This is a genomic window from Parcubacteria group bacterium, assembly GCA_041660065.1.
Classification (GTDB): domain Bacteria; phylum Patescibacteriota; class Minisyncoccia; order Moranbacterales.
In genome coordinates this window covers 182034-201970 of record JBAZXC010000002.1, presented here as the reverse complement: position 1 = coordinate 201970, position 19937 = coordinate 182034, and the positions used below count along the sequence as shown (strand labels likewise).

Annotated in this window: 21 protein-coding genes; 17 read left to right on the top strand and 4 right to left on the bottom strand. The window is 41.7% G+C overall.

Annotated elements, in window-relative coordinates:
- The first annotated feature begins 215 nt into the window (after positions 1 to 215).
- The 3 genes from WC819_03485 (at position 216) to WC819_03475 (ending at position 3303) form a co-directional block, all read left to right on the top strand.
- Complete coding sequence (locus tag WC819_03485; GenBank protein MFA5986383.1) at positions 216 to 968, top strand: PD-(D/E)XK nuclease family protein; 753 nt, start codon at positions 216 to 218, stop codon at positions 966 to 968.
- Between the two features lie 92 nt (positions 969 to 1060).
- Positions 1061 to 2158 (top strand): metallophosphoesterase, encoded by a 1098-nt coding sequence (locus WC819_03480; GenBank protein ID MFA5986382.1) that lies wholly within the window; start codon positions 1061 to 1063, stop codon positions 2156 to 2158.
- 221 nt (positions 2159 to 2379) lie between these two features.
- Positions 2380 to 3303, top strand: a complete 924-nt coding sequence (locus WC819_03475) for a hypothetical protein (GenBank protein ID MFA5986381.1) — start codon at positions 2380 to 2382, stop codon at positions 3301 to 3303.
- A 194-nt stretch (positions 3304 to 3497) separates the two neighbouring features.
- Here WC819_03475 and WC819_03470 read toward each other — a convergent pair whose 3' ends face one another.
- The gene (locus tag WC819_03470; GenBank protein MFA5986380.1) at positions 3498 to 3998 is read right to left on the bottom strand and encodes a hypothetical protein; all 501 of its coding nucleotides are present in this window, start codon (positions 3996 to 3998) and stop codon (positions 3498 to 3500) included.
- 208 nt (positions 3999 to 4206) lie between these two features.
- Between WC819_03470 and WC819_03465 the strand changes: the two genes are divergently transcribed.
- Entirely contained in the window at positions 4207 to 4398 is a 192-nt protein-coding gene (locus tag WC819_03465; protein MFA5986379.1) for a DUF2892 domain-containing protein, read from the top strand.
- A gap of 249 nt (positions 4399 to 4647) precedes the next feature.
- Positions 4648 to 5157, top strand: coding sequence for a hypothetical protein (locus WC819_03460; protein MFA5986378.1), 510 nt, complete (start codon positions 4648 to 4650; stop codon positions 5155 to 5157).
- A gap of 60 nt (positions 5158 to 5217) precedes the next feature.
- On the opposite strand, the gene WC819_03455 is transcribed toward WC819_03460, so the two are convergent.
- Positions 5218 to 5724 (bottom strand): hypothetical protein, encoded by a 507-nt coding sequence (locus WC819_03455; protein MFA5986377.1) that lies wholly within the window; start codon positions 5722 to 5724, stop codon positions 5218 to 5220.
- 156 nt (positions 5725 to 5880) lie between these two features.
- Between WC819_03455 and WC819_03450 the strand changes: the two genes are divergently transcribed.
- Both WC819_03450 and WC819_03445 read left to right on the top strand, forming a co-directional pair.
- Positions 5881 to 6813, top strand: coding sequence for a hypothetical protein (locus WC819_03450; protein MFA5986376.1), 933 nt, complete (start codon positions 5881 to 5883; stop codon positions 6811 to 6813).
- A 153-nt stretch (positions 6814 to 6966) separates the two neighbouring features.
- Entirely contained in the window at positions 6967 to 7257 is a 291-nt protein-coding gene (locus WC819_03445) for a hypothetical protein (protein ID MFA5986375.1), read from the top strand.
- An 83-nt stretch (positions 7258 to 7340) separates the two neighbouring features.
- Here the strand turns inward: WC819_03445 and WC819_03440 are convergent, their stop codons facing one another.
- A complete protein-coding gene (locus WC819_03440; GenBank protein MFA5986374.1) occupies positions 7341 to 7628 on the bottom strand; it encodes a hypothetical protein in 288 nt (95 codons plus the stop codon).
- Positions 7629 to 7811: 183 nt separating this feature from the next.
- Here WC819_03440 and WC819_03435 point away from each other — a divergent pair, with 183 nt between their 5' ends.
- From WC819_03435 to uvrA, 5 genes are all read left to right on the top strand, one after another.
- On the top strand, positions 7812 to 8366 hold the full coding sequence (locus WC819_03435; GenBank protein MFA5986373.1) for a DUF1749 domain-containing protein: 555 nt from the start codon (positions 7812 to 7814) through the stop codon (positions 8364 to 8366).
- A 12-nt stretch (positions 8367 to 8378) separates the two neighbouring features.
- Complete coding sequence (locus WC819_03430; protein MFA5986372.1) at positions 8379 to 9479, top strand: hypothetical protein; 1101 nt, start codon at positions 8379 to 8381, stop codon at positions 9477 to 9479.
- Positions 9480 to 9490: 11 nt separating this feature from the next.
- On the top strand, positions 9491 to 9706 hold the full coding sequence (locus WC819_03425; protein ID MFA5986371.1) for an amphi-Trp domain-containing protein: 216 nt from the start codon (positions 9491 to 9493) through the stop codon (positions 9704 to 9706).
- 1 nt (position 9707) lies between these two features.
- Positions 9708 to 10256, top strand: a complete 549-nt coding sequence (locus WC819_03420; protein MFA5986370.1) for a M23 family metallopeptidase — start codon at positions 9708 to 9710, stop codon at positions 10254 to 10256.
- Positions 10257 to 10479: 223 nt separating this feature from the next.
- Entirely contained in the window at positions 10480 to 13341 is a 2862-nt protein-coding gene (gene uvrA / locus WC819_03415) for an excinuclease ABC subunit UvrA (protein ID MFA5986369.1), read from the top strand.
- Positions 13342 to 13495: 154 nt separating this feature from the next.
- Here the strand turns inward: uvrA and WC819_03410 are convergent, their stop codons facing one another.
- Entirely contained in the window at positions 13496 to 13978 is a 483-nt protein-coding gene (locus tag WC819_03410; GenBank protein MFA5986368.1) for a hypothetical protein, read from the bottom strand.
- Between the two features lie 1172 nt (positions 13979 to 15150).
- Here WC819_03410 and WC819_03405 point away from each other — a divergent pair.
- The 5 genes from WC819_03405 (at position 15151) to WC819_03385 (ending at position 19787) form a co-directional block, all read left to right on the top strand.
- A complete protein-coding gene (locus WC819_03405; GenBank protein MFA5986367.1) occupies positions 15151 to 15687 on the top strand; it encodes a hypothetical protein in 537 nt (178 codons plus the stop codon).
- Positions 15688 to 15876: 189 nt separating this feature from the next.
- The gene (locus tag WC819_03400) at positions 15877 to 17328 is read left to right on the top strand and encodes an ATP-binding cassette domain-containing protein (protein ID MFA5986366.1); all 1452 of its coding nucleotides are present in this window, start codon (positions 15877 to 15879) and stop codon (positions 17326 to 17328) included.
- A gap of 59 nt (positions 17329 to 17387) precedes the next feature.
- Positions 17388 to 17948: a hypothetical protein gene (locus WC819_03395; GenBank protein ID MFA5986365.1), complete on the top strand. Its 561-nt coding sequence runs from the start codon at positions 17388 to 17390 to the stop codon at positions 17946 to 17948.
- A gap of 28 nt (positions 17949 to 17976) precedes the next feature.
- On the top strand, positions 17977 to 19224 hold the full coding sequence (locus tag WC819_03390; protein ID MFA5986364.1) for a GIY-YIG nuclease family protein: 1248 nt from the start codon (positions 17977 to 17979) through the stop codon (positions 19222 to 19224).
- Positions 19225 to 19334: 110 nt separating this feature from the next.
- Positions 19335 to 19787 (top strand): 3-hydroxyacyl-ACP dehydratase FabZ family protein, encoded by a 453-nt coding sequence (locus tag WC819_03385; GenBank protein MFA5986363.1) that lies wholly within the window; start codon positions 19335 to 19337, stop codon positions 19785 to 19787.
- Positions 19788 to 19937 lie beyond the last annotated feature (150 nt).

The following is a 19937-nucleotide window of genomic DNA, read 5'->3' as shown; positions in this document are numbered from 1 at the left end:
AAATGCTAAAAACCCCGTAACATAATCCCACGGCCGTGCGATTATGTACCACTTTGCAAATAACTTAATTATAAAAATATGGGACAAAACACAACTCAATTTTTTAAAGAATTGATCAATTGATACAACAGGCAACAATACCGTGTCACATAATTATACGGTCGTATAATTATGTTACGGATCGGCTTAATTAACTACATCGTAAAATTAAACATATGTCTGAATATTATAAGGCTATAAGAACGCGCAATATTTTTGATCCTGCATCTGAGAACGCATTTAAGCTATCGCGGTCAAAGATTGATCTGTTTTTGAATTGTCCACGATGTTTTTATTTGGACCGGAGGCTCGGTGTGGGGCGTCCGCCGGGATTTCCGTTCAATCTCAACTCGGCAGTGGATGCTTTGCTCAAAAAAGAATTTGATATCCATAGAGTCGGTCAAACAGCGCATCCCTTGATGCAAGAATATGGTATCGATGCTGTGCCGTTTGATGATAAGCGGATGGATGAGTGGCGGGATTCATTGCGACGGGGTATACAGTATCTGCATGAAAAAACCAATATACTCGTCACTGGCGGAGTGGATGATGTGTGGGTCAATCCGCAAGGAGAATTGATCATCGTGGATTATAAGGCAACGTCAAAAAGCGGGGAAGTTAGTCTGGATGCGGAGTGGCAGATCGGTTACAAACGGCAGATGGAAATCTATCAATGGCTTTTTCGCAAAAACGGTTTTACCGTCTCAAACACGGGGTATTTTGTCTATTGTAATGGAGACACTGACAAAGAGGCTTTTGACAGTAAATTGGAATTTGATGTCAAAGTCATCCCCTATGTTGGTGATGCGAGCTGGGTGGAGCAGACCATCACTGATGCGCACGCGTGTCTCATGCGTGATGACATTCCTCCGGCAGCGGAAAATTGTGATTATTGTAATTATGTCGCAGCAGTGCAAGCAAAAACATAACGGACCACGCGTAGTCAAAATGATTCCAATAGCGTACAATTGTGTGAGATGAGTTTAACGATTAATTATTCATGCATATGGTGTGGGGCTTCATGATATTTTTGGTCATTTTTATCGCGATCCTTTTTGGCGGGAACTATTTTATTTATATTTCTTTGGTCAGATTTTTTAGCATCAGTGATCCGCAATACAAAATGTGGTTGGTGGTGGGATTGTTTGTGTGTGGTGTGAGCTTTATCATTGCATCGATCCTCGCGCACTATGCGGAGAATATTTTTACGAGAGCTTTTTATGGGATCTCGGGATTACTGCTTGCCATCGGGTGGAATGTGATCATAGTGTGTATCATCGTGTGGGGTATTGTTCTGATCTGTCACATGTTTGCATGTGGCATGAATGAAAAATTTGTGGCAACCTCTTTTCTCATTGTCGCTCTCGTGTACTCCGGGTATGGTATATGGTGCGCATTTCATCCCACAGTCACACACATCACACTAGAGGTCAAAGATCTGCCTGAGACATGGAAAGACAAAACGGTCGTGCAATTATCAGATGTGCACCTCGGTCACACATATGGCGCGCGTTTTTTGACGCAGGTAGTGACTGCGGTCAATAAGGAACATCCTGACGTGGTGTTTATCACGGGGGATCTCTTTGACGGGATGGATGGCGCGCTGGCAGAACTCATCGATCCGTTGCGACATATGACAGCACCGCAGGGTGTATATTTTATTACGGGTAATCATGAGACATATCTCGGTCTGGATATGGTGACCGATACGCTTGCACAAACAGCGATCCAAACTTTGGATGATGCTGTGGTATCTGTGGATGGAATGCAGATCGTCGGCGTGAGTTATCCCGAGCGTGGCGAGAAAAAAGACATCGCAGAAACAATCCACAATATGCAGGATCTCGACCTCAACAAACCAAACATCCTCCTGTATCATGATCCCTCTAGTGCACGTACTGCCAAGGATCTGGGTTTTGATGTGCAATTGGCGGGGCACACGCACCGCGGGCAATTATTTCCATTTCAACTGATCACGCGTGCGATCTATGGTCGCTATGCGAATGGACTGACGCGTGAGGGAGATTTCTCGATCTATACATCGCGGGGTGTCGGCACATGGGGTCCGGCAATGCGCACATCAGGACGTCCGGAGATCACGGTGATCCATTTCAAATAAGTGATCCATTTGCTTTATATTACCCAAAAAACCATCCTTGACATACAATCAGTTCTGTATTAAACTTTCATGTCGGTCCGAATAGGTCGGAACGATAAAATACGCGAAAGACGTGACGATATACATCGCCAGAGTGGAATTGCATCTCGATGCATAAGTACACCGGCATGACAATCGCATGATCTAAAAAAGCGTAATTTTCTATCAGAGGAGGTGCTATTATGGCACAGCTTGTCAGTTCGTTGAAAAACTATGTTGTTGATCTGTGGAGACGTTGCTTTGCCAAAGAATACTTGGTAAAAGCAGAAGGAAATTCTGAGGCAATGCATGATTTTCGCCGTTGTCCTAGATGTGGTAAACACATCAAGTCGATAGACTTGGAATGGAATGAGGACAAGTGTAAAAAGTGCAAGAGTATTATACTCAAAGATGGGATATATCTCGATAAGAAGGAAAGGAGTTTTAGGCTTGCGAAGCCGTTATATAGCAAAATAGGTGCTATGCTGCTGCTTCTTTGGATTGTTAATCTTATTGCGGTCATGTGTATTTTTAGGGTCAGACATGTACCGTCCATGTATGCAGGTGTTTCTCCGTCGTCATATTTTATGCTGATGTACTTTTTTGCCGTTCTTTCTTGTTGCATGTTTGTTGTGAGAAAGTTAAACAACCTTGAGTTCATTGGTTTCATTGTTCCTTTTTGTGGTGTATTTTGTGGCGCAGGTTTGATTTTCTTGGCGATGTTTCCTATTCGTGGATTTTACATTACTCCATTTTGGACCACGATCCCAACACAGCAGGCGGTGTATGATGAGCAGGTTTCCACACTGGGGAAAATGCCATTGACGACGGAAAGGTATGAATATGCGCTCAAAATTGCTGAGAATCCCAAAGTCATTGTGCAACAGGAATTGATAAACGTCGCCACGAGTAATTTTGCCGGTTTGATGAATAGTCATCCTGACGCAGTCCATCGGTTTAATCCCGGATCGATCCGAGAGCGACAATTCTATGAGCTGTATCGCAACTATCTCGAATCTTTGCATAAAGATGATCGAGAAATACAGTGTAATACTGATTCGTGGAATCTCGCTACGGCTCAGACGATGCAACAATATCCAGATGTGTGGGAAATGTGCAAGCAATAAATATTGTCAGTACGTAATCACGTGCAATCGGTCTTTCTCTTTGTGGAGAGAAAGACCGATTTTTTCATTTCTTATCCTTTAGCTCGCGGACCTCGACGACGAGTTCTTTGAGGATGCTTTCGATGTGATTGAGATGAATAAATAGGAGAAAAAGAAAAAAGAGTCTGAATGATACAGGCTCTTTTTGTTTTGCGTTACTTGTTAAAGAACGCGAACAATGTCTCTTTAGTCAGCCGTTTGGGCAACTCATAACATTTTTTGAGAATGTCTACGACTTTCTTTTGATCACGCTTTGATTTGAAATGTATGATCGATGAGTGGTCGATCGATAAAAAAGCCGGTTTTTTTTCAATGCCCCGGGTACTCAATCGGTGTATGCAGTCCTCATCATTACAGCATGTGTATGTAGCGCCCATCGAATAGCCAAATTGTTCGGATCCGAGATAGGAAAAATAGGATACCGGTCTTTTGCCACATTGGGGGCAAATCATCGTGGGCGAGCGGCGACTTCCTTGACCAAGTACCCACTCAATGTGTTTGTGTAACTGGTTTTTGGCGTCGGGGCTTTTTTCATTGAGAAAATTTTTCATGAAGACGAGCCATTCGTAATTACTGAACATGAGTTGCTCAATGCTCAGGCCTTTTTTTGGACCGCTCTGTAAGATATACGGTCCGGTCGGTTCGTACGCGGGCATCTCTGAGTCCTCCTATACGGGAATGTGTTTGTGTGATTGTTAAATGACTTTTTTGGTAACGCGTTAGCATAGCAGTTTATATGTGGTCTGTCAAAGAGATAAAAGGGCAAGAGTCTTCTCTCTGTTCATCGCAATGACGAATGGGTGAAATAAAGGGGGGATTGTGGAGGTACTACAATACAAAGATAATTTGTTAATTTATAATCATATGCAGGTCAACGAGGGCACAATGGATCGTGTTTTTCGCGCGATCGCGGGTTTGGTGGTGATGTATTTTGCGTACAGCGCATTTGCTGGCTGGGGGCAGGTTGTCGGGTATATTATTGGCGTAATGTTGCTTCTGACCGCAGCGACTGGCTATTGCATGCTGTACAAATTTTTTGGCATCAGCACAAAATAGGTCATCACAGAAAAGTTTTCAAAAAAAGAAAAGGTCATCCTCACAATGAGAGTGATCTTTTTTCGTGAGAATTTCTGCTCTGTCGGAAGTCTTTGTGCGCGGGGTGCAAAAAAGATAAATTTTTGACTAAAATTCATGCTATTGTGATCACAATGGTCGTGTTGATTGACATGGTATACAAAATACTATATGCTGATTTTTACCGTTATTTTAACAAAATATATCATAAAACAAGGAATAGGTGATCTTATGGTTCAAAAAAACAAGGACAGTTTGAACATCCGATATCGCTCGGAGGATTGGAGAGGGCAAATCTTGTCAAATCCTGCCACAACACCATTTGCAATTGGGTCACACATTTTTCCATCCGTTGAGAGTCCATTGCAGGGCATTAAATTTGCGGATATTGCCGAGCGAGAAGAAATATTTGCGATGGATGGGATGGATGCACTGAGAGCTGGAAGGGAAATCACGCATTCCATTCAAAAAGGGGAAAAGCGTTTTGTTTATTGGGGAGATGAGCAGATCATCTATAACTCAATTGAACACCGTATGCTCATTGTCACATTCATTCATGAGAAGATCCGGCAAAATACACTGGTGCAAGAGGCTTTGCTTTCAACAAATACCTCATTCATATTTCATGAAGTGGGAGTAGAAAGTCCGTACACATCTTTACCGGAGATCTTTTTTATTGAGATTCTCCTAAAAGAGCGCAGTTTATTGGAAATGCTCTTGCAGTTTAAATCGGATCTCTAAATCAAGATAATCCACAGAAGAATTTTAACGACGGTGTCAGTTGCATCGTCGTTTTTTATTTTATTTCTTATCCTTTAGCTCACGAACCTCGGCGAGGAGTTCTTTGAGGATGCTTTCGATGTGATTGATCCGTTGTTGACTGCTGTTGTGTTTTGCATCATCTTTTTCATCATCCTTTTCCATTTCTTCGCCAATCTCTTCCACATCCTCGCTAATATCCTCCACATCTTCCTGGATATCATCAATATCTTTGGAAATCTCTTCCACATCCTCGCTAATATCCTCCACATCTTCACTGATATCAGCGAGTTCGCTTGCGTGGCGGTTGACGGTCATCTGGATGAATATGGCGAGATAGATCGCTTCTAAAGATACAACGGTTGTGAGGATGAGCATGATCTGATCAAAAGTAAAATTGAGCCACTGCAACGCAAAAATTCCCACGAAAAAAATCGAGTGGATGATCAGTGATGTCGTTGACCCGATGTGTCGTGTGGCTTTGAATGCAAGACTTTCCAATGTTGAGTCCTCTTGTGTGGGATTTTTATTTTCTTGAATTGTGTTCATAACCAAGAAATTATATCACTGTTGTACTGTCGTGTACATCTATATACAAAAAAGCACGCAACGACCGTTGACAAATTGTTTTGTATGGTTTAGAATGACCGGTTGTTATTTAAAAATAAAAGAGATGTGTCAAAATATACAAAGGAGGTGATTTTCATGGTGGGCATTGAATTGGGACAGGTAAAAGGTTGTTTGCGCAAGGTGAGTCCGCGGTGGAAAGAACCGATCTACGCATTGCGCAATATTTCCAAAAAATTGGCAGGTAAGCGAGAATTGATCGCTGATCATCTGTGCGATCCCGAGGATTTTCAATTCTGGCGCAATTTTTATCAATTACCGCTTGAGGTATTTGAGCATTTTACATTTGATGAGTTGTGCAAGATCGAATATTCATCTGGATACATGCATACTACTGTCGAGGATCTTTTTAAATGTGATGATCGGTATAATCTTGTGCGGAAGATCCAGAGTTCCATGTGGTTGTATGGTGGTGGTCGTAATGTTTGGAATGAAGTGGTCGATGCATATGATCATCTGACGGAATTTGTTTTTCGTGGTCTACCAAAGGATTTTTCTGTAAGACTTGATTTTACTACAGGCTATAATGAATATGGTTATTCCAAACACAGTCGCACATTCTTGGATGGGATATTTGGTTTTCTCGTGCACTATAAAGGTACGCATGTTATGACAATCGGCTTCTCAATCATGAATGACCGGCGGATCCTCATTCAGCAGGTGCAGATGAAGAACAAAAAGGGAAACAGATTTTTGTACAGGCTTCCCAAAAATCGTCTGGAATACATCGTTGATAATTTCCGAGATAATTTCTCCGGTTATGACCTGTATATCGTTGATGGTGGGGATCTGTCAGATAGAAATGCGCAGTCATACAAGCGACGATTGGAATGTGCAAAAGGAAACGGCTTTATCCATGAAATTTTCGAGACAGAAAAGATCATCGAGTACGTCAAAAAGGATCGCGAACGTTTAGTGATTTTTTATAGTGATGTCGGTCGACATGTGCGGGATCATAATAACATCCTCACAATCAATAAGTTTCGGTATTATAAATTAATACTACAATAAAAAGGTTATAAAATATGAATCAAAAGAGCCTAACCAGCTCTTTTTATATTTTTGCAAAAAGGCATGTGCCGGATATTTTTTACTCTGGGACTTTTTGAAAGTATTTGCTATGATAGTATACGAAGAGATGATAAATTTAAAATAAAAAAACATATGAGAATCATTGCAGATCGTGTCGTACAATTTGTTGCCCCGGGAGAACCAACAGTCACCAAAAAGATCGTGTATCTGATTGCGGCCACGATCTTGGGCGCGCTTGTCGGCATTGTCGCGTGCGCTTTGGTCGAGTTCAGTCAATTGAATTCTCCGGGGGGTGATCATATAGGTCCAATCTTTTACTGGGTGCTTTTGCTATTGGGCGCAGTTGGCGGTTTTTTGTCCGGACGTGTATGGTGGCGCAAGATCTATGTGGAGAAAGTCTGGGCAAGAAGGAAATTGTTGTAAATGTGGTGCATTAAATTTTTCAAAATAAAAACTCTGCAATAGTGCGCTAATGCAGAGTTTTTGAATCAGGAGGTGGGTAACTGTTAGTCTTTTTTAAAAATGCCGGTGCGGAGACCTATTGCTTCGGCAAATTCCTCCATGTACTTTTTGTATCCGGCGATCTCATAGGTCATTTGCAGATCATCGTCAATGACTGGGGTAATACAAAAATCGATTTCTCCCATATCATCCGGCACGATTGACCATGTAATGCGAGAGAGAGGAATTTTCAATGGAATGCCATTGTTTCGATGGATCGTGATCGTTTTTGAGTCGCCTAGCATTGCACGATCAACTGCAAAAATATCCACTTTGTAAATTTCGTTTGCCATGGGGAGTCTCCTTTGTGGGAAAATCAGATTTTTTAGGTACGAGCTCTTTTTGATGTAAAAAACAACTGTCAATATTAGCATCAAAAAATATATTTTGTCAAGAAAGCGAATTCACATATGAATTTTGGATTTTACAGTGAGTGGAGTAAAATATAGGCAGTAAGTCATTTTTTGATAAAATATATGAAAAAGGTATTTATTGTCCATGGGTGGAGTGGTTCTGCGCAATCAGATTGGCTTCCGTGGATGAAAGACGAGCTCAGCGCGAAAAATATTTCTGCAGAAGTATTGCAGATGCCAATCGCAGATTTTCCTCAAATGGATGAGTGGGTGAAATATTTGCACACAAAGATCGGCACGCCAAACGAAGAGATTTTTTTGGTCGGACATAGTCTGGGGTGTATGGCGATCATGCGGTATGTGGAATCTCTGGCAGAAAATGAAAAGATCGGAGGTATGCTTTTAGTTTCGGGATTTTCACATTCGATCGGTATCCCGTATTTGGAGAGTTTTTTTACTTCGCCCTTGGATTATGATAAAGTTGCGCGGTCTGTGATGCAAAAAGTCTTTATCAATTCTGACAATGATCCCTATGTACCGCTTGCAGAGGGGAAGGTTTTGGAAGAAAAATTGGGAGGAAAATTGATCGTACTCAATGACGTCGGACACATCAATCAAGTGAGTGGATTTGTGACATTTACGACAGGATTGGAAGAATTGTTGACGATGATGCAATAGCTAATGATATTTATGAATGAATTTGAAACTTTGCACAGCAATGACCAGAAAAGCCTTGTTGATCATGAGAAAGAAATAATAAATACAAAAAATCAAGAAAAGGCGAGAGAGATCTTGTCCTTTCCTGAGGAGCATCTGAAATCTCTGTCTGACGAAGAGAAGAGAGATTTGATAAGTGATTTGCGTTGGCATGTTTTTGAAAAAAATGGAGCACGTATCCACATGCCGGAAGAAATGCTTGAAGCAGAATCAAGAATTTATGAACTGTATACACCAAGCAAAGAATTGCAGGATATTCACAAAATTTGTACGAATGAAGCATTACATGCAATTGAAGAAAGTCTTTTGGATCTGAATAAAAAATGGATTGGCAGAGATACAAGTGGGCGGTTGGAGATGTGCCAGGAATGGGCAAATCAATTATGCGCCAGTTATAAGATCCCAAAGATAACCGTATTTGATGCGGGAAGAACAATTACCGCTGACGCAATCTATTATGAAGGCTTTGGCGATTTACTTGGCACAATCGGTATTGGTAGAGGCAAGCTTGAGCATAATGAGAATCTCAAGGATTTTTTAGATGCAATTGCACATGAGATCGCACACGCCTTTCAGTGTGCCACTGTCAGAGATATGGAAAGCGAGGAGATAAAGGAAAAGATCGCAAATGATATTGCATGGTTCACGTTGCAAAAAAGACGTTCGATGTGCAGGGATGATTCTTTATTTAAGGGATCTCATAAGCGATATTTGAGTTTGCCAAGTGAACAAGATGCTCATGGGATGCAAGGGGATTTTTCAAAAAGGAGTGCAGAGGTTTTTTCTGCGGTAAAAAATGCAAAGCTCAGAGAATATGACTTGCCGGATTTACAAACAATAATCCGCCAAGCAGGTGCGGCACGGTGGGTGAATAACATTTTATCTTTAGAAAAAGATATCGATGGGGAGGAACTCATGAAAAAAGCGCAAGAAAGACTCCCGGAGAGTGGGCAGCGTTTGATAGAAAAACTTTTTGGCAATGTAACAAATAATGAATTAAAAAAGTTGGGTGATGAGTTTTTAAAAACAGAAGAAAGATCCAAAGAAATATTATATGGAGAAGTTAATAAATAAATTTTTCACGTATGCAAAGATCAAAAAACAGAGATATTGAAAAAGTCTATACGAAAAAAGAGTTTATCAAAAAGTTGCGACGTTTGGCAGACGTGTTGGAAAAAGATGAAAAATTCGTGATCCACGTTGCGGGAGAAAAATTACGCATTCCCAAAGATGCGGTGATCAACATTGAACACGAAAGAGGAAAAGACGGAGAGGAATTGGAATTTCAGATCAAATGGTAATATGGCGTATCCTTATGCACGACAATTGTGTTACCCAGTCGATGAATACCGTGTGAATGGGTTGGGTTTTGGTGTGTATGGGATTTTTGGAGGTGTGGATTGGGGTGAACATCTCGGTGAAGATGTCATCTGCTCTGCGGGGACGCCTGTCGTATCAATTGGTCGCGGGTCTGTCGTGTATTCGGCACTGCATGCGGGCAGTGCGACAAAAGGTAATTGGGGTAATATCATCATCGTGGTGCATAAACATCCAGTGACACATAAACTTTTTTACACATTGTATGGACATCTCGGTGAGCGAAACAAGAAAAAAGGTGCGCGCGTCGACATGGGAGATGTGATCGGATTGGTAGGTAAGAGCAATACGGTGGATAATGGCTGGTGGCAAGAGGAACATCTGCATTTTGGGATCTATGTGGGAGCATGGGACGGAACTGTTTTACCTGGATATTTCAAGTCAGAGCAGAAGCGTACAAAAAAAGAGGATTGGGTGCGTCCGAGTGATTTTATCGCACAATATAGTAACCACTCACCTTTTTCCAAGATATAAAGATAGTGGACTTATTAGTCTCGTCTTTACGAGGATCGGAACGAAGTGTAGCGACGAAGCAATCTCGATCACTGCACGAAAAACAGCATATTTTAGTGAGATTGCTTCGTCATTCCGTTATCACTGCATTCCTCGCAAAGACGTGTATTTTGATAGGTCTTTGTCAATGATTATTTCATCATTACTTGAAAGATCATCATTTATGATCTATACTGTGATGACTATGAAAGATAAATCGGACTATATTGTCATCAAAGGCGCACGAGAAAATAATCTCAAAAATATCAATCTCACGATTCCGCGAGACAGTTTTACGGTGTTTACCGGTTTGTCCGGAAGCGGGAAATCCACACTGGCGTTTGATACGATCTTTGCAGAAGGTCAACGACGGTATCTGGAGAGTTTGTCCAGTTATGCGCGGCAGTTTTTGGGGCAGATGGATAAACCGGATGTGGATACGATCGAGGGATTGTCGCCGGCGATTTCGATCGATCAGAAAACGACGTCACACAATCCTCGTTCTACGGTAGGGACGGTGACAGAGGTGCATGATTATCTGCGTCTTCTCTGGGCAAAGATCGGTGTGCCACATTGTCCGGAGTGTCATGAACCGATCACAGTGCTCTCGACCGATGAGATCGTTGCGCAGATCATTGAAAATGCACAAGGCGAGGAGATTGAAATTTGTGCGCCTGTCGTGCGCGCACGCAAGGGTACCTATTTGAAACTATTTTCCGATATGTGGGACAGGGGATTTCTCGAGGCATATATCAATGGAGAGGTGCACAATTTGGATGCCGCCAGTGAGTTGGCATTGGACCGCAATAAAAAACACAATATCGAGATCATCGTAGATACGATGAAGGCGGATGCGGAAGAAATCTCACGGCTTTTTGAGGCTGTGGAGATCTCGCTCAAGATCGCGGATGGATTGGTATATGTACGTCGTCCTTATGACAAAAAGAAAAAATCCGTGACTGTATATAATCAAAAATTTGCATGCCATCGCCATCCAAAGATCGTTTTTCCCGATTTGGAGCCGCGCCTCTTCAGTTTCAATTCGCCATATGGTGCGTGTCCGGCCTGTGAGGGTTTGGGTACAAAAAAAGAAATCGACTACACGATGGTGATCCCTGATACAAGTAAAACGATCGCACAGGGCGGCGTATTGCCGTGGAGCAATAAAAAGAAAAACTCATACTATGGAGCGATCTTTCATGCCGTTTTGCAATATTATCACATTCCCGAAAATGTGCGTCTCAAAGATCTGGCCGAGCGACAATTTGATGTTTTGGTGCATGGCGATGAGGATCCAGATCCAATTCCTGTGAGCATGAAAAGTGCCAAAGGGAGCACATGGCGTTTTACTGTGGAATGGAAAGGTATTGTGGGGTTTCTCGAAGAGCGGTACAAAAAAACAGAATCAGATAGTATTCGTAAAGATATCGAACAATATATGTCGCGCAAACCATGTAGCGCGTGCCAGGGCAGTCGATACAAACAAGAGGTTTTGTGGATCAAGATCGGTGGAAAACATATTGATGAAATATCGCAAATGACGATCACGGACGCTGTACAATTTTTTGAAAAATTGCCACTCAACACACAAGAAAAGATCATCGGTGAGCGGATCATTAAAGAAGTGATCTCACGGCTCAGTTTTTTGAATAAAGTGGGATTGGGATATTTGATGCTTGCGCGCAGTGCGCACACACTCAGCGGTGGCGAATCACAGCGCATCAGACTGGCGAGTCAGATCGGATCGCAGTTGGTGGGTGTGTTGTATATTCTCGATGAGCCATCGATCGGACTGCATGCGCGTGACAATTCAAAGCTTCTGGAAACATTGCTGTATTTACGTGATCTCGGCAATACGGTGATCGTGATCGAGCATGATGAGGAGACGATGCGTGCGGCGGATTTTCTCGTTGATATCGGTCCGGGTGCAGGTAAGCACGGTGGGCGGATCGTTGTGGCAGATGTGCCGGAAAAAGTGATCCAAAACAAAGAGTCTTTGACGGCAAAATATTTGCGCGGTGAGAAATTCATTCCAGTGCCAGAACATCGACGTTTGATAAAAAATAAAAAGATCCTCACAGTACGTGGTGCGAGAGAAAATAATTTGCAGGGGATCACCGTAGAATTTCCCTTGGGCATGATGACAGTGGTCACGGGCGTATCTGGCAGTGGGAAATCAACGCTTGTTGAAGAAATCCTGTATAAAGGATTGGCACATAAGCTCATGCGTAGTGCAGTGCGTCCCGGTAAGTATCAAGAGATCGTTGGTGTGGAGCATCTCGATAAAGTGATATTGATCGACCAAAGTCCGATCGGCCGCACACCACGATCCAATCCAGCGACTTATACTGGTGTATTTGCACCGATCCGTGAATTATTTGCGCAGACAAAGGCGGCAAAAGCCCGGGGATATAAACCGGGACGATTTAGTTTCAATGTGCGTGGCGGGCGATGTGACAATTGTGATGGTGATGGTGCGCTCAAGATCGAGATGCAATTTATGGCGGATGTGTATTTGCCGTGCGATGTATGCAAAGGTAAACGATATAATAGCGAGACATTGCAGATTACCTATCGTGGCAAAACGATCGCGGATGTGTTGGATCTCACAGTTGATGAGGCGGTGGATTTTTTTGAGCCGTATCCGGCGATCCATACGATCATCAAGACATTACAAGACGTGGGGCTCGGATATATCCATCTCGGACAAAGTGCGACAACCCTCAGTGGCGGTGAGGCGCAACGTGTAAAACTGGCAACGGAACTCGCGCGCAAAGCAACAGGCAAAACGATGTATATCCTCGATGAACCGACGACGGGATTGCACTTTGATGACGTGGCAAAATTGCTCGATGTTTTGCATCGATTGGTGGAAAGCGGGAACAGCGTGGTGGTGATCGAGCACAATATGGATGTGATCAAAACAGCGGACTGGATCATCGACATGGGTCCGGAGGGCGGATCTGGCGGTGGAAAAATTATTGTTGCAGGTTCTCCGGAAGAAGTCATCAAATATTACAAAGAAAGCTACACAGCAAAATTCTTGCGCGAGGTTTTAAAGAAATGAACAGTATACATAATTAAAGACCGTCTATTGTTTTACAAATTTTGCAGTAACGCAGTTGCAGTGTGCTTTGCATTCTTGTTTTGTAAAAATGAAAAGAAGCAGGTTATAAAACCTGCTCCTGCAAGATTGCAAGTCAAGCTCTTTAGTGTTGTAATTATTTTTTTATCTTACAAGTATTAATTTGAGGATTGCCCATTACTTCACCAGAACTTCGTCCCTGGATAACTATCGTCTTGTCTTTTTCAAGTGTTGCTGCTTCATCTTTACTTTCAAAATGACAATCTACGCTAATAAAATCATATTCTCCCCCACACTTTATATGTACAACCGGCATATCGGTGAAATCACTATCAATACTTTTGACAATGCCAGTCACTTCAAGGTATTGATCTTTAAATTTTTTGTCTGCTGCGATTTCATTTGATTTGTACTCGGAGCATAGTACATTCGCTGTAACAGGAGTGTAGGTAATTTCTTTTGGAGGTTCTGGGGCTGTATTTGTATTTTGTTGAGATTCACCTGTCGTCGATCCAGGTTGAGATGTTGATTTTTCAGTAGTATCTGCACTACCGATAGCCAAAAAAGCAAATAGCATAATTACTATTATTGATCCAAATTTTTCTTTGCTTTGTTTCATATTTTATAATTAATTGTTAAATTGAAACAGCGTATTTGAAGAAGTGCTAATGTTATTGCAAAAATACAAAGTAAAATATCTACGACGTCGAATGTTCCTGAAAATCCATATATTTGCAGTAGTTCAGTGCTTATCCCGATTAGGGGGATAAATAAGATCCATAAAATATTTTTTCTATTTACAGCGCCTTTCCACAAGAATAACATTGCCATGATATAAGAATATATCCACAAAGCATCTGGTAAACTATATTTTATGAGATCGTTTACGGGGATGCTAAATGATTTCAAAAAAAATATTGTTTGATCCAAGTTCAAATAGTAGAACCATTTAAACATAAGCAAGGAGTCTGTTCGGTAAATTATATAAATCAGACCTCCAATAAAAATTGCAATGAACGATTGAATTAGATATAAAATATTATATTTTTGATAATTTTCCATTATGTAAATATAAAATCCTATTGTCTATACGTATCATTTTACTCTCTCTCTCTTGTCAAGAAATTCTAGTAAAGTGTTTGGCACAAGGAGAAGCAATAATTTGTTTTCGTGCTGTAAAAAGTGACTTATGTTTGTTTTGTAAAAACGAAAGGAGCAGGTTATAAAACCTGCTCCTGCAAGCTGCAAGATAATCTGGGTAGATCAGACCGATCAGACAGTTTTGTGAATAAATTTAAAAAGCGCAACAGTTATTACAACATTGCGCTTCAGGGGGTTTCATCCGGGCGGTGCTCGTGGATTCGTCAATTCGCATTCACCTCCTTTTTTGGTAGGTACCAGTGTTGAAGGACGAGGCCAGGTTGTCAGGCAGCAGCCGGCGCCGGCAGGGTATTATCAAAAATTAAATGTCCACTTAGGGACTCATAGGTGCCCTGTACGGGCGGCGACAATCCATCTTTGTGCATTTTTGCCTCCTTTTCCGAGCATGGTGTCGGATTTTTTTGACCCCGTTTTGCGCTTTCGACCAGATATTGGCAGATGCGACGGGAAAAATAAGCTCACATTTTTGAGAGCGCATTATTTTCCATCACATTTTTGAAAATGCATGTAAAATCGACTTTTGCTGTTTTTTGTGTGACTAAATATGAAGGAACTTTATGTTAACGGACCAGCATAGCACGTATTTAAATTTTTGTCAATAGATTGTATTTATAACAAAGATGTGATAATATGACAAATCATATCATCATTAATTCAAAGTGTATGGGTTTTGAAAATCAATTTATACCTCAGCCAACTCCAGATCAAAAACGAACTAATTATGAACATAATGTTGCTGATCGAGCAAAAGAAGGGAACACAATTTTACAAAATATTTTAAAAAATGGTGAGACTGTAGAAAGTCAAGTTCACATGGATGCAATCACCGAAGAAAAGTATCGGAAACTTAAATCTCAGGGTGTTATTTCGGAACAGGAATTCGAAATCTTAACAAAGACGGATTTGCAAAAGGAGGAGGATGGAGCAGATATTATTATCAAAGGAACAATTAATGGTTCTGCTGTAAATGTGCGTGAGAAGGGTTTTCGAGGAAGGCATATTCCAAGAAGACCAGTGGGTGGATATGATGGCATAGTAAATGGATCGCAAATTGTGGAAGAGGATGCAAAAGCATTATTTGATGAGTTGCAAAAAAAATACGAGCAGGCTAAATCTATTAGAAACACAATCGCAGTAGTAGAAGCAAAAAATATTATTGAGAACTAGTCGAAATATAGCCGGATATATATCATTCAAAAACGTGTAAGTTGCACGTTTTTGATTTATTATTATAGACTTGTAATATATAAATATTGCGTGTCTATAAATAACGCTAAAGACATTGATTGCACATTTTTTATTTTTCCTGTACAATGGGAATTCAGTAAAAATATTTTTTATCTTAGAAAAAGGTTTATGGCACAGGAAGAAATAGCAATTCGTTTTAGCGATGTGAATTTTGCATATGAGAACGGCAAGGTGATCCTTGATGAGGCGTCTTTTGCTTTGCGCAAAGGAAAAAAAGTAGCTCTCATGGGGCAAAACGGTGCGGGCAAAACATCACTTTTTAACTTGATCATGGGGACATACAAACCAACAGCAGGACACATTTATATCAATGACGGACAAACGATCGCATGCGCGCAACAGGTGATCCCGCGCGAACAGCTGACGTTGACTGTGCGAGAATTTTTTGCCGTGTATTTTAAAGGAGAGGATTATGAATTGGACAAACATATCAAAGAAGTGATGCGTGCCGTCGATCTGACATTGCCGATGGACAAACCGATTTCCGCCTTTTCCGGTGGACAGCAAGCGCGACTTCTTCTGGCTTCGGCATTGATCCAAGAGCCTGACGTGTTACTTCTCGATGAGCCGACGAACAATTTGGATGATTCCGGCGTGGGGCATTTGCTCACGTTTCTCATGATGTATGAAAAGACGTGCATCGTGATCTCTCATGATGCGGATTTCCTCAACATGTTCACAGATGGTGTGTTGTATCTCGATATATTCAATCACAAGATCGATCAGTATGTGGGGGATTATTATATTGTCGTAGAGGAGATCAAAGCGCAGATCGAAAAAGAAATTCGCAAGAACGCGCAGTTCGAAAAGCAGATTCGGGACAATAAGGAGAAGATGAATTACTTCGCAAACAAAGGTGGTAAGATGCGTCTCGTGGCGAAGAAAATGCGTGATGAGATCGCAGAAATGGAAGCATCAAAAGTGGATGTGCGCAAAGAGGATAAGACGATCCGTAAATTTGTGATCCCTGCGCAAAGTGATTTTGTGGGGAATGTGATCACGATCACATCGGTGCACATCATGAAAGATCACGAACCCATCGAGAAAAAGGTGGATATTGTCCTCAAGAAAAAAGAACACTTGCTTTTGAAAGGGCCGAATGGTATTGGAAAGACGACACTGCTTGAACGATTGGCATCAAACAATACAGAGGGTGCAAAAATATTGGATGGTGTGCGTGTGGGTTATTATCGACAGGATTTTTCTACACTGAACTTTGATGATACGGTGTATGATGCACTTCTAAATGTCATGCAAATACAAGAAGAGGAAAAACTGCGTGCTGTTGCCAGCGGATTTCTCTTGACCAAGCATGTTATGGAGGCAAAGATCGGCAGTTTGTCTGAAGGGCAAAAGGGATTGGTGGCATTTGCACAACTTGTGTTGCTCGAGCCGGGACTTCTCATTCTCGATGAGCCGACCAATCATATCAACTTTCGTCATATCCCCGTGATTGCGGAGGCACTCAAAAAATATGAGGGTGCGATGATCGTAGTGAGTCACGTGCAATCATTTGTCGATCAACTTGGGATCACAGAGGATTTGGATCTGTCAAAATGATGTGGTAAAGGCGCATAAAAATTGCTATGATGGGAATGTAAAAATCTAAGCACACACACATGTCTTTAGAAAAACCACAATTTGATCCTCATGATAATAAATATCACAGTATTGAAGATATCCCCGAAGAATACAGGTCTTTTTTTGTGCCGACGGCTGATGGGCAGGGTTTTGTGACCAAGAATGCGCGAAAATATGAGGGGACGTGTGAAGCGCAAGCAATTTGTCATAATGCGGATAGAAATTTTTGGAAAAAATTGATCGACAATGATCTCTCAGGACGGGATGTTATGATGACGGAAGCGCAAATCACACATGCAATTAAAAATATCACTATTGACCGTGACCGCGTGACCTGTGCGATCGATCTCAATGGGCATCATGTGATGCTTGCGGGCATCATACAGGGAGCGCGTGAAATTTCCGACAACGGAAAAAAGAAGACCATGTATAAGTTTGTGATGAAGAGTGGTGCTCTTGATGGTGAAATGATCCCTGAAGATCAATTTGCGGAAGTCGGTTCATTTGCAGAATCGGCGATCATCAACAAATTACAGATGATTGCGGCAAAAAAGAAAATTGACCATGCTGAAGAAAAACCTCGCTCCAAGAAAGAATAGATTTACAGTGCTACGATGATCTATATTTATGAAAAATAACGCGAAAAAAATAACGGAATTGCCAAAAGCACCCGGCGTGTATTTTTTTCGTGGTGCAAAACGAGAGGTGTTGTATGTGGGCAAGGCGACGTCATTGCGTGATCGCGTGCGACAATATTTTTCCGGTCATGATACGCGCGGTGAGCGGATCGAACGATTGGTAGCGCAAGCAACAGACATTGAAACAATTCAAACCGATAGCGTACTTGAAGCGCTCATCCTTGAAGCGGAACTAATCCGCACGCATAAGCCAAAATATAATATTGACGGAAAAGATGATAAAAGTTTTTCTTTTTTTGTCATTACCAAAGAACGGTTTCCGCGTGTTGTGATCGTACGACAGACGGATTTTGATAAGGAACAGTTTCAGGATGCGATGTATCGTAAGGGAAAAATTTATGGTCCGTATACATCGCGCGATCAGATGAAGATCGCGCTTAAGATCATTCGCCGAATATTTCCATTTCATGATCGCAGTGAGCAGAGTGAAAAAGGGTGTCTGCATTATCAAATGGGACTGTGTCCCGGACCGTATGACGGCGCGATCTCTGAGGCGGACTACAAACGCAATATGCGCAACATCGCGCTTTTTCTCTCCGGGCATAAGAAAGCACTTCTCGAAAAGTTGGAAAAGCAGATGCGCGCTTTGGCAAAAAAAGAAAAATTCGAAGAAGCGGACAAAGTGAAACGGCAGATCTTTGCACTCACACATATCAATGATATTGCGCTGATGAAAAAGGACATTGCATTTACGCGATTTAGTGCACATGAGATGCGTGTGGAAGCATATGATATTTCACATATCGGCGGGGAAGCGATGGTTGCGTCGATGATCGTATTTATAAACGGAGTGGCGGATAAAAGTCAGTACCGTAAATTCAAAGTGCAGTCTGTGCAGGGGATCGATGATGTGGGCGCGATGCGAGAAGTGCTGGCGCGACGGCTCAATCATCTCGATGATTGGGGCATACCGCAGCTGATTGTTTTGGACGGCGGAAAAGGACATCTCAACATGGCGGATGATCTATGGCAAAAACTAGATATAAATATTCCCGTGATCGCAGTTGCCAAAGGGCCAACGCGTAAAAAGGTCGATGTCTATAAAAGTGCATTTTTTCCAGTCAATCATGCGATCATTACCGATAAAGAGTTGTTGGAAAGCATGCGTGAGGAAGCGCATCGATTTGCCATCTCTTTTCACAAAAAAACACGTGACAAAGATCGACACTTGCATTAAGGTGGTTTTTGTGGTATAATGGTCCATTAGTACCTTTTATTCATATTTTATAAAGACAGCATCATTTTTGTGTCAAACCGATCCACGTCATTCAATATGGAGGGAATGAAATGGCAGACGAAAAAAAATCTTTTTTTCTTGAGAGAGGAGATATTGCGGAGATGATCCCGCATACAGGGCCGGCGCAAATGCTTGATCGTATTTCCTACAACACGGAAAGACCGCATGAGATGGTCGGAATTAAAACCATTTGCTCGGATGATCCGTGGTTTATGGGACATTTCCGTGATAATCCTATTTTCCCAGGTCATTGCCAGATCGAATGTGCCAATCTGGTTGCGGCAGTATTGGCAAAGAATTTTTTTGAATTGTCGGGAACTCCAATGGTTGTGGGCGTTGACGGTGTCCGATATAAAAAACAAGTCAAACCGCATGATTTGCTCGCCATCACAGTAAAATTACTTGGGGCAAAAAGAGGCATGTATTTTTTTTCTGCGATTATTCAGAATAGATCAGGAGAGACCGTTGCCGAGATCAAAAAGATCATCGGAACGGTGCAATAGTGCCATCACTGATTCCAAAGCCCCAATATTTTACAAAAAATATTGGGGCTTTATTCTTTACATGGGGAATAGTGGTATAATAAAGACACAAAGACTCATTTAATATCCATGTCATGCTGAACGTGTTTCAGCATCTATATAAGCCGTATA